The organism is Mycobacterium sp. TH-M25, assembly GCF_057473665.1.
In genome coordinates, this window is sequence record NZ_JBYCLA010000332.1 from 1 (window position 1) to 12,621 (window position 12,621).

Consider the following 12,621-nt stretch of genomic DNA (forward strand, 5'->3'; position numbering starts at 1 on the left):
AATTGGGTATCGTTGTGCATGCCGAGACCGTGCGGATCCATCCATTCACGGATGGAAATGGGCGCACCACTAGGTTTCTCGCTGATTTAGCGTTCGCGACAGTCCAAGATCCCACCGAGTTGCGGTACGACTGGGAGCTTGACAAGACGCGGTACATCGAGCTGCTTCGCGCCTATGATGGACACCGCAACGTGGCGGACCTTGCGGCCTTTGTTGGTGTGGAGCCGATCGAGCCCTAAATCCCCCGTGAGGTTCGGGGATCAATAGTTCGTGCGCTGCGACGCTCGCTCGAACCATGCGGCCAGAGAGAAATTCAAGATGCGCGGGAGCCGGATCAACGTCGATCGCGAGCCTCGTAGGAAATGAAGCTCTTTGTGAGACAAACCGCACATAGTCGTCGTGAGACAGAAACGAAATCCCCACGTCAGCACGTCGTCAGATGCAGCCGGCCGTGAGAACCTACACGCTTGTTGTAGTGCAGTGCGTCGGTGGTGTTCATGGCGAATCGTTGTGAATGGCCCTGGGTGACCCAGTGCAGTTAGACCCCGCGAAGCCCTCGGCCTGCTCCGTTTTGACGATGGTGCGGGATAGCCGGTGAATGGTGTGTGCCCTGTTCTGTACGGCATGGCGAGCTCGTGGGCAAGGACCGCAGCTACGGACACATCCCCGAAGTACTCGCGTGCGTCCGGGATGAAGATCCCGAGGTCCCACGAAATCGTGTCGTCGCGAGGGCAATATGCAGCGTTGGGCTCGGAGTAGACCACGGCGGCCCCGCACACGAGCCCACTGGCGGGATTGGTCGCGTCGTAGGACCGGATGGCCGTCACCGGCCGGTAGTTTCCGGGAAAATATTGCGGGTACATAGCTGTCCAGAATTCTTCAATATCGTTGACGGCCAACAGTGCAACTCGATCGTTGTCGCCGCCGTCAGTTCGTCTCACCCGACCCTGAGTCGGGGGCGCATCGTGAGGCACGCCGCTAAAGCCGCCCTCCGCGCGTAGCCCGCCGACCCGGTCGGGGTCATACAGCATCGACGCGGCTCGGCCCTGAATGACTGTCCGCATCGGCAACCGTCCCGTCGCCAGCCCGCGACCGCAAGCGGACGCTGACTCATGACATCCCTCCCCGTGTCGCAGATCGGTGCTGGCCGGTGCCGCCGACGTTAGCCCACACGCGCGATTACTGTGCCCAGAATGCGGGCGGGCTCGATGCGCCCACGGAATCGGTGCACACGCTGGAGGTTTATGGGGACACTGCAAAGCGGACACCGAAGGGGGAGGTCGTGGCAACAGCCAAGCCCGGATCGACATTCGGCAAATATCGTCTGACACGCCTGTTAGGGCGCGGCGGCATGGGTGAGGTGCACGAGGCTTATGACACAAGCAAAGACCGCACCGTCGCTCTGAAGATTCTTACCGACGAGCTTGCCCGCGGCCCCGAGTTCCGCACCCGTTTCCAGCGGGAATCGCGCGCTGCGGCGATGCTGGAAGAGCCTCATGTCATCCCGATCCACGATTGGGGTGAGATCGAGGGCAACCTCTACATCGACATGCGCTTGGTGCGCGGCGAGAACCTGCACGACATGCTGCAGCGTGGCCCTCTCGACCCGGCCCGCGCGATCGCGATCATCCGCCAAGTCGCTTCGGCGCTGGACGCGGCCCACGCGCAAGGCCTGATCCATCGCGACATCAAACCGCAAAATATCCTCGTGACCGGCGCCGACGACTTCGCATATCTGATCGACTTCGGGATCGCCGAAAGCCGCGGCGATACGCGACTTACTAACACCGGCAGCGCAATTGGATCGTTTTCCTACATTGCCCCCGAACGGTTCTCCGACCGCCCCGCCACGCCCGCTGTCGACACCTACTCGCTGGCTGGCGTGCTTTACGAAGCTCTGACGGGGCAGGCCCCATTCAAGAGCGGCTCCATCGAACAGGTGATCGCTGCCCACATAAGCGCGCCGCCGCCGACACCGAGCGCGGTCAACCCGCGGGTGCCCGCCGCGCTGGACGAGGTGATCGCCCGCGGTATGGCCAAAGAACCGGACGATCGTTATGGCAGTCCCGGCGCGCTGGGCCGAGCGGCCGAACGCGCACTCGACAGCGCGCCGCCGATGGCAAGCGACAGGTCCTCATTAACCGCCACCCAGGCCTCGCCGCATCACACAGGTCCCACACTCGCCGCATGGCAAGTGGAGCAATCACATTCGCCAGCACCACGGCAGTCCGCGCCCACCAGAACGCGGCGGTGGCTGGTTCCTGCCGCGATCGTCGCTGGCCTCTCAGTGATTCTGGGCGGAATCGGGATTACCGTCGCCCTGAACTCCAGGCGCGATTCCGCAGCGCCCACTAGCGGTGCACCAAGCACTGGATACACGATTCCAGCTGCCCCACAGTCGAATTCGCCGGAAGAATCGCTGCCTCCTGGCGGAGCACCGACGCCTTACACTCCGAGCGCCCCTGACACCAGCGCCGCGGCATCGGGTATCGCCAGACTGCCCGGCACCGACGAGCACGGCTGGATAGGCTACCCCGGAGCGCAGTGCGCCACCGGCACCCAATTAGCCGCACTGGTCCGTACCACCCAGTCGGTGGTGGTCGTCTGCGAGATCGGATCGGGATCCTTCTATTACCGCGGTGTGCGACTCAGTGACGGCGCCGGCATCGAACTCGCCAACGCTATCCGCTCGTCAGTCGGCTTCGACGTGACCAACCCTAGTGACGGCACGCGCTACCAGATTCGGCCCGACACTCTGACGATCATCTCCCCGAGCGGTCAAGCATCGATCGAACCTGTCATCGATTACTCCTCGATCTAACGGAGTGGAGAGCTCGCGGAATTGCCGGTGCGCGAGCATCTTCCCGGGTCAAGCAGCCCTCCGATCCGGTGTCCGTCGAACGGCGGACATCTGCGGAATATCCCGACGCGACAACTTGTGTGCTTCACTCGCGACCCACGCCCGAGGACGCGTGCCGGCAGGAAAGTTGAACACCGCACCCCAACAGCCCGGCGGACAATCCACCCCGTGGAATTGGCCCCCTAACGCCGACCCCTACGACCAGTCGGGAATTTAGCGCGGAAGCTCTGACAACGAAGCGCCTGAGCGGGTGGTCCGATCAACGGTCGTCGGCAGTTCCCCCAGACACGCTGCCGGATGGCCGATTTGCCTCAGATTGGATGCGAACGGACCTCTGGGGCATTCCCAACACATCTGGGGCATTCCCAACACATCTGGGGCAGATAACGCGCACTGCGGTGAGCGCGCCGCAGGCGGTGTTGACGTTGTGCTACATTGTAATCATGTCGGTGAATGTGTCTGTTCGTCTTGATGACCGCCTTGCTGAGCGGCTGCGTCTTCGGGCGCGTGCGGCTGGGGAGACGCTGTCCGACCGGTTGCGCCGCTATGCCGAAGAGGGTGCGCGCCGCGATGAGCATCCGTTAATCACGTTTCGTGATGGGCCGACCGGTCGGCGGGCCGGTGTGATCGGCGGCGCAGACGTGTGGGAGATCGTCATGTGGGTCGACGATTTGGGGCCCGTCGATGACCCGGCCGCAGATCTGATTTCAGACCGGACGATCACCCGCGCCCAGGTCGATGCAGCACTGGCTTACTCCGCGGCGTACCCGGAGGAGATTAAGGCGCGAATCGATCTGCATCGTGACGAGACGACCGCCGCCGGCTCGCGGTGAAAGTGCTGTTGGACGAGATGTATCCGGCCGGGCTGGCGGCCGCGCTGTGTGCAGAAGGCATCGAGGCTGCGACCGTGGCCGAGCTCGGTTTGGCAGGCAGCGCAGACCCGGATGTGTTCGCGGCCGCGGTCACCCGCGGCTATGCGGTATTGACCGAGAACGTCGGCGATTTCACCCGACTGGCGGCCGAACACAGCACCGCAGGGGGGCAACATCACGGACTGCTGATCGCGCTCTCGTCACGGTTTTCACGACAGCCCGCAGGCTCCGCAGCGCTGGTCGCCGCAGTCAACGATGCGGCCCAACAGTCACTTGACGACCGCGCCGTCTACTTGAAGCAACCACCCTCATAGGAGATGCCGGTATCGGCATTGTGTCCATCGAACAGGCCCATCGCGGTAAGAGCTCGGCGGCCGCATGACGCCCAAGGCGGACAACCGTATGTGCCTGAGTGAGAGGTCCGGCCGATTTGATCGGGGGGCTTCGTCGACGCCTGGGGACGACCCGATCTGGGCGATCTCCTCGCGGTCACTTGAGTGCCCCAGATTCAATGCGAACGCCCCACATCCACTGATAACGGACACCAGCAGCGACTTGAACTCGGACGTCTCGTCGGTGACGTGCCGAAAAGTGGACACCGAAGTGAGACAAATCGGTGTGGACGCGCCGTGAGGCGCCGCACAACGCCGCACTTCAGAACATCGCAAGTGGACAGCGAACTTGAGAATCTACAAAGTGGAACTGCCTGCGGTAGCCGCCTCGGTGCTGCCGCCGATTCCACCGTACCCGCCGGCGGCGGTGTAGGTAGATCCGCCCGTCGGCGTACCAGGCAAAAGGCTTGGCGTAGTTCAAAATTCCAAAGAGAAACGTCGACCTGCAGTGTGTCAGATGACGAGAGAAATGACGGTCGGGCGTGCGAGCTATCGGTCCGGGGTGGCGAGAATCCTGGAGAGCATGTTGTTGACATCGGTCAGGGCCTGGACGTCGACGCGACGGTGAAACTCGCTTACAGCCGTCTTTCGCAAGCTGGATGACAAGCACGTCGACTCCCGTGCCCGTGGCCCAAATGTCGCCTCGGCGTGGCGATGTCAACGTTTGGTCAACTCGTCACGGTTGCGATCGGCCCACGCCTCGCTGAACGCAGCAACATCGGGATGCTCTCTCATCCACTGGTCGTGGGCTTCGCACCGTCGCCGCATGTCCTCGGCGTCCAGCAAGGTCTCGATCCAGGCATTCATGGACTGCCGGTCAGCCTCGGCATACTGCTTCGCCGCTTCGTAGGCGCTGTCGGATAGCCGCAGTGTCAGGGTTTTTGCCCTCGTCAGATGACAGCAGTATCTGCTATCGGTATGTGCACCACAAAGCTGGCCCGCGTGGGTTGTATCAGGTCGAATGAGAAGGTGTCTGATCATGTGAGAACGGACAGTTCAGCTGCAATCTTGTCCGCACGGAATGCGGAGACCAAGATTCCGGAGATGCAATGGTGGCGGTGTGCCGGAAGCGGGGATCTCGGAATGCCCGACGGTTTCTGTGCTGTCTAAAGACTCGTTGGAAGAAGTCTGCACCGAGTGGGGGCGTGCTCCCCTCGAACTGCTCGACAACGCGGCGCCGTGGCGCACATTCCGCTGGCATCGCGGCCGGAACGCCTGGCACACCGTGCGCCGATGCACATGATGCTCCGCGACGTCCACCTCGACCCGGACTTCGTCACGGATCTGCTCGGGCACCCGACGTTGACACCATCACTGCACCCGCACCACATCCGTCTCCGGCAGACCCCCATACCGTCTAGTGTGCAACTCGTCCCGTTGCGACGTTCACTGGAATCCGCCCTGTCACAGCCAGTCGGCCAAGCCCGCAACCGCACCCAGCGCGCCGTGGAGCGCACCGTACCCTTCGGGTTCTTGATCCAGACCCTGGTGATTATCTGGTGCACCCTGTTTGGCTATCACCCCGACGATCTCACTGCCCGCTACGCCGCCGAGCCCTGGTCTGACCACAAGGCCGAACCCGCCGTCGAAGACACGCTCACCAGGCCGGGTTTGGCCGAACTCAACCCGATCCCCACACATACCGCGACTACGAACTGGCCTGCGCCGCAGCCGCCGCATGGCCCCGCATGACCAACCGCGAAAGTCGAGACGGCGGCGTACCGTGAAAATATGACACAAATGGCTACACCTGCCCGCGGCGCGCCCGAGGGGCCTGCGACGCTTTATTTCGAATTTCGCGTTGCCGGCCCCGAACATGACGCCGCCATGGCGGCTATGACGGAGCGGGCGTCGGCATGGTGCAAGGAGCCGGGTTTTCTGAGTCTCATGCTCAAGCAGATGAGCGGCGATTCGACCATGGTGAAGAACTACCCCGAGGCTTATAAAGGGGTCCTTGCCGAAGCGTATCTCGACGGCGTCAGGGACCATTCACAGCCCTATTTTTATTCGCTGTTCATTCGCTTTGCCGATTCCACGCAACTCCAAGCATCGCAGATCGACGCGGACTTCGACCGAGCGATCCTGCCGTTCCTTCATGCTGTAACGCAAACGTCGACCGGGGTGGTCAAATCTGCCCGGCCCATGAGTGTCTATCGCGGCGTTTTTCATACCGTCGCCGCGGGCGACCGCGCGGGCATCTACGTGACGCAGCCGGAAATGACGCACTTTCTGCGTCATCCCGTGGAGGCCCCTGAGCGTGACACCGTGACGGTCGGTAATCATGTCATGGTCGCGAATGGCGGACACCTCGAATGGGAAAAGCTGGTTTTCTCGCTTCTTGAGGTCGCACAAGATGCTTATCAGCCAATTGATGATCCAGGTGGCATCGGCCAGCCCGGCGGCAAGAATAATCGACTTTACCGCAAGGCGCTTTCGACTGAGATCTTGCGCAACGCAACCGCTGATGGAGGATTGCGGGCCTATCTGATGCATGGCGTGTGGGAGTCCGTCTGGGATCATGAGAACTCCCATCTCGACGCCCGGTTCCAGGCGGCTGCCGGTCCTGTGGGAGCTGGAGTCGAGATCGGACCGGTCGAACCCTTCTATCTGACCCGGCTCCTGACCGAAGCGTGAGCAAACCGTTATGGACCATTCAACTCGTCAAGGCGGGCTCATCGCAGTGCCAGCGCCCGGAGCGCGTACGGGCTTTGCTGTTCGGCGGCTTTGAGTAAGCGCAGCGCCTCGCTGCCCCGGTGAAACAACAGACTTGCCGGGGACCGGCGGGGGATCCAGCCGCGCGAACGAGGCCGCCAGCTGCTCGAGTTGGTCCAACGCTTTCAGCTCGTCCTCGCGGCCCAGCGTTTGCAGCACCCGGTGGCGCACCCGCCCGTCGCCGTCCGGATGCGATCGAGATCGCCTACAGAGCAGCAGCTTGTTGTGGTGCGCCTGGTCGGGGGGCCAGGTGATGGTCGCGGGCCCACTGTTGGGTGGCGAGTTGCACTGCGTCCCAAGGTGATCCGAGCGGCGGGGTGTAGGACAGGTCGAGCTCGCTGACGGCCTCGACGGTCACGGCGTGAAACAGCGCGGTGGCGAAAGGTGTCGACGCGTTTGGCGATTTCGGGGCTGCGGTGTCCGACGAGCTGGGCCCCGAGCAGCAACCCACTGGTTTGGTCACCGGTGATCCGCAGGTGAATCGGCGTAGCGCCCGGGTAGTAGGCCTTGTGATCGTCGCAGACGCTGGCGGTGGTGGCCGGTGCCCAGCCGCGCCCGGCGGCGCGGACCTCGTGTTCACGCAGCCCGGTACGCGCGGCGACGAGGTCGAATACCTTGACCACCTGGGTGCCCAGGCTGCCGCCGAAGCGTGCGTTGCCGCCGAGGGCGTTTTCCCCGGCGACACGGCCTTGTTTGTGCGCGGTGGTGCCCAGCGGTAGCCAAGTGGCGCCGAGCAGCCGGTGATGGGTGTGCACGCACTCGCCGGCGGCGAAAACGTCGGGCAGGTTGGTGCGCATGGCTTCGTCGACGACGATGGCGCCCTTGGCGCCGAGTTGGGCGCCAGCACGCGCAGCCAGTTCGCTGTCGGGACGCACACCGACCACGACGAGAACGAAATCTACTGTGCGGGTGATGGTTTGGTCGCCATAGCGGGCGGTCACGGTGAGCGCGCCGTTCTCGGCGCGCGTGATCGCGGTCACGGTGGTGTCGGTGAGCACCTCCACGCCATTGCGGTGCAGTTCGGCGTGAACCAGGCTCCCGAGTTCGGGATCGACCGTCGGCAAGACCTCGGGCAGGGCCTCGATCTGGGTGACGCGGATACCGCGGGTGGTCAGCGCTTCGGCCATCTCCAAACCGATGTAGCCGGCGCCGATGATGGCCGCGGTCTGCAGGGCGCGGGTGGTCAGCGACTCCATCACCGCGAAGGTGTCGCCCATCGAGTGCAGCAGGTGCACGCCGTCGTGCGGGCCCAGCGCGCCGGGTCCGACCAGGCCGGGTAGCGGCGGCACTGCGCTCACCGCGCCGGTGCCCACGATCAAGGCGTCGTAGCCCAGTTGGCTTGCCGCACCGGAAGCGTCGAGGATATCGACGGTGTGCGCGGCCGCGTCGATGGCGGTGACCCGAGTGTCGGTGCGCAGTCTCATGCCGGTGGCTTCCAGGTCGGCGGTGTTGCGGTGCGCCAGGTTTCGCCAGTGGGTGACCTCACCGGAGACGTAATAGGGGATGCCGCAGATGGAGAAGTTGGGGTAGGCGTCGGCGGCGACGACGGTGACATCCGTGCCGGGGTCGAGTTCGCGAGGCCGCAGCGCGGCGCTGATACCGGCGTCGCTGCCGCCGATCGCAAGGACGTGGCGAGTGGCCATGAGTGAACTCCTGATTCGAGGTGGCGAAGCTTTGTGCGGCACCCGCCGAGGCGGGCGGGCGGCTAACGGGCTGTCGTCGCGCTCAGCGCTTGCAGATCGGGGAACGCACCGGTTTCGGCGGCGAGCATGGGAATCAGCGCGGTGCGCTCGGCAAGCTCGGTTTTCACTTTGTCGATCAGCGGCAGCTCCGCGGCCGCGCGCGCTCGCAGCAGCGGTGCGCGCGGATCAGCCGCAGCCAGCGAGTTGTTGATCACCCACGCCCACGGGTGGATGCCGGCGCGTTCGAGCTCATCCTGCAGGCCGGCGGCTTCTGCGACCGGTGTCGTCTCGGCGAGCGTGACGATGACGACTTTGGTTTCTTGCCGGTTTTGCAGCCGCATCAGCGGCGTCACGAAATGTGCGTCGCTCAGTTGGCGGGCGATCTCGCGATGGTAGGAGCCGGTGGCGTCGAGCAACAGCAGGGTGTGCCCGCTGGGCGCGGTGTCGACGACGACGAATTTGCGCCGTGATTCGCCGATGACGCGGGAGAAAGCCTGGAACACGGCGACCTCCTCGGTGCAGGGTGAGCGCAGGTCTTCGGCGAGCATCGCGCGGCCCTGCGCATCCAGCGCGGCGCCCTTGGTGGCCAGCACATGCTCACGGTATCGGCGGGTCTCGTGGACCGGGTCGATCCGGGATACCTCCAGGTTCTGCAGGTCCGGGTCGACGGTGTCGGTGAGATCGCCGGCGGGGTCGGTAGTGGTTAAGTGCACCTGGTGCCCGCGACCTGCAAGTGCGGCCGCGATCGCCGCGGCGACGGTCGTCTTACCGACGCCGCCCTTGCCCATGCACAAAACCAAACCGTGGGGTTGATCGGCGAGTTCGTCGATCAGATCGGTGAGTGTGGCCCCGGTCGTCGGCAATCCGGTATCGGACGTGACCGCATCGGCCGGCGCGGCCGCGGTAGGGGTGAACAACGCCGCCACCGCGTCTGCGCCGATGACGTTGGTGGCCTTGAGTTCGACCTGTTCGATGGGCAGCTCGGCTAATTCGGCCGGCAGGTGCGCGATCGCGTCCTGTTCGCGGCGATGGATCGCCGACGCCAGCGGATCGGCGTCGTCGGCGGGGGCCGGCAGCACAGCGTTGATGACGAGATACTGACGGGTCAACCCGATCGCGGCCAGTTCCCTACGGGTACGGGCGGTTTCGGCGAGGGCCGATTTTTGGGCCCGCGAAACCAGCACCAGCCGAGTGCGCGCCGGATCGGCCAGCGCCGCCACGGCGTCGGCGTAGGCGGCGCGCTGTTTGTCGAGCCCCGACAGCGGTCCCAGGCAGGAGGCGTCGCCCTTGCCGTCGTTGAGGAAATCGGTCCACGAGCCGGGCAGCTGCAAAAGCCGGATGGTGTGCCCGGTGGGGGCGGTGTCAAACAGCACGTGGTCGAAGCGTCCGACGTCGTCGCTGGAGTCGGTGATGAGTTCGGTGAACTCGTTGAACGAGGCGATTTCGGTGGTGCACGATCCGGACAGTTGTTCGGTGATCGATCGGATCTCGGTGTCGGGCAACAACCCACGCACCGGACCGACGATGCGTTCGCGGTAGGCCTCGGCCGCCTGCTGCGGGTCGATTTCCAACGCCGAAAGCCCGGCGACCGCGCCAATCTCGGTAATGGTGTTGCCGATGGTGATTCCGAACACCTGCCCGACGTTGGAGGCCGGGTCGGTGCTGACCAACAGCACCTGCTTGCCCTGCCGGGCCAGGGTGACCGCGGTGGCACACGCGGTGGAGGTTTTACCGACCCCGCCCTTGCCGGTGAAAAACATGAACCGGGGCGGATTGTCCAAAAACGTCATTTCACAACCCTTCTCAACAGCATTCTGTGGCTGCGCCGCCGCAGCAGCCGCCTGCGTCTGTTTGGGTGACGCCGAGCATCACCGGTGAGGCGGCTTCGTCGGCCGCCACGCCGGCCCAGCGGGCCAGCTGCGCGCGGTCGGGGTAGCGGCCGGTCATCGCGGTGACACCGTCGACCAGGATCAGCGGCAGCCCCGCAGAGCCGGCAACCTCCAAAAACGCCTTCGCCGCGTCGTTTTCGGTGAACGCGAGGGGTTCGCTTGCCAGGTTGTAGCGGAGAACCTCGCCGCCGTGACTGCGGACGAAGTCCATGTCGGCCGAAAACGTCACCAAGTCTTGGTCGACTTCCTCACCGCACACGCCGGTGGCGCAGCACAACGCGGGTTCGAATACCTCAACTTTGCTCATCTTCACTTTCTCCTCTGCTTGGGCAGGTGCACGGTGATTTTTCGGTGTCGTGATTCGGAATGAGAGGTTTAGGCGCCGACGACGGTCAACCAGGCAGCGAAGGCAAGCAAGGTGACCAGCAACACCGGGACGGTGAGCACGATGCCGGTGCGAAAGTAGCGGCCCCAGCCGATGTGCATGCCTTTGCGGTCGAGCACGTGCAGCCACAGCAGGGTGGCCAGGCTGCCGATCGGGGTGATCTTGGGGCCCAGGTCACAGCCGATGACGTTGGCGTAGACCATCGCGTCGTGGGCAAGCCCGGTTGCGCTGACGGCACCGACGGCCAGCGCGGCGACCAGCACGGTGGGCATGTTGTTCATGATCGACGACAACACCGCTGCCGCCACCCCCACCCCGAGCGCAGCCGCGAGAGGCCCGTGCTGCGCGAACAACCCGAACAGCTTGGCCAGTTGAGCGGTCAATCCCTGGTTACGCAGGCCGTACACCACCAGGTACATGCCGATGCTGAACAGCACGATCTGCCAGGGCGCTTCACGAATGACCTTGCCAACCGGAATCCGCCGCTGCGCACCCCCGCGGCCGCCCTCGGCCATCACCTGATCTGCTATGGAATCAGCCAGGTCGGCGGTGTTCACCGGATCGCCGAAAGAGCGCTCCTGCATCGTCTCGCCGGCCTCGCCCGCACCCTCCGACACGGAAACCGGCTGTCGCGCCGGCTCGGAGAAGAGGAACGCGGGCCAGCGGGCAGCGACCGCGATCAAGATCACCGCCCCGGCCCCGGCCACCACCGACAGCGGCACACCCATCGCGTCGGCCCCGAAATAGCCGACCAACAGCAATGCCAGCACGGCCCAGCCGGCCCGGAAGGTCAGCGGGTCGGTGATGGCGTCTGCCGGGCGACGCAGCGCGGCCATGTCGTAGGTCCTCGGGATTGAGCGGTGAAAATACGCGATTAGCACGCCGAGGCTGACCAGCACGGACACCACTCCCACGGGGACCATGATCACGGCGAACCGGGCGAAGCCGACGTGGAAGAAATCGGCGGAAACGATGTTCACCAGGTTGGACACCACCAAAGGCAGGCTGCCGGTGTCGGCGATGAATCCGGTGGCCATGACGAAGCCGAGTGCGGCTTTGGGGTTGAAGTTCAGCGCCAGCATGATCTGCATGACGATCGGCGTCAGGATCAACGCGGCGCCGTCGTTGGCGAAGACCGCGGCGATCGCGGCACCGAGCAGGACGATCAGGACGAACAGGGCTCGCCCACGGCCACGTCCCCACCGGGCCACATGCAACGCGGCCCACTCGAAGAAGCCGGATTCGTCAAGCACCAGCGACACGATGATCACCGCGACGAAGGTCAGAGTCGCGTTCCACACGATGCCCACCACCGTCGGCAAGTTGGAGAAATGGACCACGGTGGTCGCCAATGCGACGAGCGCGCCACCCAGTGCGCTCCAGCCGATGCCGAGACCCTTGGGTTGCCAGATCACCAGGGTGAGCGTGATCAGGAAGATCAGGATTGCGGCCGCAGTCATCGCCACCCGGGACACCTTTCCGTGGACACTATCGGGCACATTACATCGATCTACATCTATATATCAACCCACTCTGATGTGGGGTCGGTCCTAGCGAAACGCCGAGTCCGGCGACGATCCGCAAAAACGCAGTAAAAGAACGTTTTTCATCGCGTCCACAACTACTTGACATCGGGCGCCCACGCGCGTCTCATTGAAACATGTTGATTTCAGCGCTCGCTGAAGATGATGAACGCGCTCCCGGACGCGCCGCGGAGCCGCAACCAGACGTCGCCGCGGCCGCCGTGAAACTCTTCGGTGATCCGCTTCGCGCGCAGATCGTGCGCCTGCTTAGCCGCGAGCAGATGTGCACCTGCCACTTGGTGCACG

10 protein-coding genes and 1 pseudogene are annotated in these 12,621 nt (G+C 64.3%); 6 read left to right on the plus strand and 5 right to left on the minus strand.

The annotated features are described in order from the left end of the window. From AC2VOU_RS11110 to AC2VOU_RS11125, 4 genes are all read left to right on the plus strand, one after another. Nucleotides 1-239, plus strand: a 239-nt coding sequence (locus tag AC2VOU_RS11110) for a Fic family protein (protein ID WP_486957428.1), incomplete at its 5' end; no start/stop codon positions are given. Between the two features lie 1,043 nt (nt 240-1,282). Continuing rightward, entirely contained in the window at nt 1,283-2,821 is a 1,539-nt protein-coding gene (locus AC2VOU_RS11115; protein ID WP_486957429.1) for a serine/threonine-protein kinase, read from the plus strand. Nucleotides 2,822-3,303: 482 nt separating this feature from the next. Continuing rightward, nucleotides 3,304-3,693, plus strand: coding sequence for a hypothetical protein (locus tag AC2VOU_RS11120; protein ID WP_486957430.1), 390 nt, complete (start codon nt 3,304-3,306; stop codon nt 3,691-3,693). Further along, entirely contained in the window at nt 3,690-4,046 is a 357-nt protein-coding gene (locus tag AC2VOU_RS11125) for a DUF5615 family PIN-like protein (RefSeq protein ID WP_486957431.1), read from the plus strand. The genes AC2VOU_RS11120 and AC2VOU_RS11125 overlap by 4 nt, the downstream gene beginning before the upstream one ends. Before the next feature lie 735 nt (nt 4,047-4,781). Here AC2VOU_RS11125 and AC2VOU_RS11130 read toward each other — a convergent pair. Further along, nucleotides 4,782-4,931 carry a hypothetical protein gene (locus AC2VOU_RS11130; RefSeq protein ID WP_486957432.1) on the minus strand — a complete coding sequence of 50 codons (150 nt, stop codon included), beginning with the start codon at nt 4,929-4,931 and terminating at the stop codon, nt 4,782-4,784. 426 nt (nt 4,932-5,357) lie between these two features. On the opposite strand from AC2VOU_RS11130, the gene AC2VOU_RS11135 reads away from it, so the two are divergent. Next, the gene (locus AC2VOU_RS11135; RefSeq protein WP_486957433.1) at nt 5,358-5,816 is read left to right on the plus strand and encodes a hypothetical protein; all 459 of its coding nucleotides are present in this window, start codon (nt 5,358-5,360) and stop codon (nt 5,814-5,816) included. Nucleotides 5,817-5,855: 39 nt separating this feature from the next. Beyond that, the gene (locus AC2VOU_RS11140) at nt 5,856-6,758 is read left to right on the plus strand and encodes a hypothetical protein (protein WP_486957434.1); all 903 of its coding nucleotides are present in this window, start codon (nt 5,856-5,858) and stop codon (nt 6,756-6,758) included. A 283-nt stretch (nt 6,759-7,041) separates the two neighbouring features. Here AC2VOU_RS11140 and AC2VOU_RS11145 read toward each other — a convergent pair. The 4 genes and pseudogenes from AC2VOU_RS11145 to AC2VOU_RS11160 form a co-directional block, all read right to left on the minus strand. Continuing rightward, nucleotides 7,042-8,479: pseudogene (locus AC2VOU_RS11145) on the minus strand (FAD-dependent oxidoreductase). Nucleotides 8,480-8,541: 62 nt separating this feature from the next. Further along, nucleotides 8,542-10,308 (minus strand): arsenical pump-driving ATPase, encoded by a 1,767-nt coding sequence (arsA, locus tag AC2VOU_RS11150; RefSeq protein WP_486957435.1) that lies wholly within the window; start codon nt 10,306-10,308, stop codon nt 8,542-8,544. 13 nt (nt 10,309-10,321) lie between these two features. After that, nucleotides 10,322-10,714, minus strand: coding sequence for an arsenite efflux transporter metallochaperone ArsD (gene arsD / locus AC2VOU_RS11155; RefSeq protein WP_486957436.1), 393 nt, complete (start codon nt 10,712-10,714; stop codon nt 10,322-10,324). A 68-nt stretch (nt 10,715-10,782) separates the two neighbouring features. Next, nucleotides 10,783-12,252 (minus strand): arsenic transporter, encoded by a 1,470-nt coding sequence (locus AC2VOU_RS11160; RefSeq protein ID WP_486957437.1) that lies wholly within the window; start codon nt 12,250-12,252, stop codon nt 10,783-10,785. Nucleotides 12,253-12,621: the final 369 nt, after the last annotated feature.

Coding starts and splice junctions, on each gene's coding strand:
- AC2VOU_RS11120 (WP_486957430.1), top strand. CDS start 3,304: ATGTCGGTGAATGTGTCTGTTCGTCTTGATGACCGCCTTGCTGAGCGG.
- AC2VOU_RS11130 (WP_486957432.1), bottom strand. CDS start 4,931: ATGAATGCCTGGATCGAGACCTTGCTGGACGCCGAGGACATGCGGCGA.
- AC2VOU_RS11135 (WP_486957433.1), top strand. CDS start 5,358: ATGCACATGATGCTCCGCGACGTCCACCTCGACCCGGACTTCGTCACG.
- AC2VOU_RS11140 (WP_486957434.1), top strand. CDS start 5,856: ATGACACAAATGGCTACACCTGCCCGCGGCGCGCCCGAGGGGCCTGCG.
- arsA (WP_486957435.1), bottom strand. CDS start 10,308: ATGACGTTTTTGGACAATCCGCCCCGGTTCATGTTTTTCACCGGCAAG.
- arsD (WP_486957436.1), bottom strand. CDS start 10,714: ATGAGCAAAGTTGAGGTATTCGAACCCGCGTTGTGCTGCGCCACCGGC.
- AC2VOU_RS11160 (WP_486957437.1), bottom strand. CDS start 12,252: ATGACTGCGGCCGCAATCCTGATCTTCCTGATCACGCTCACCCTGGTG.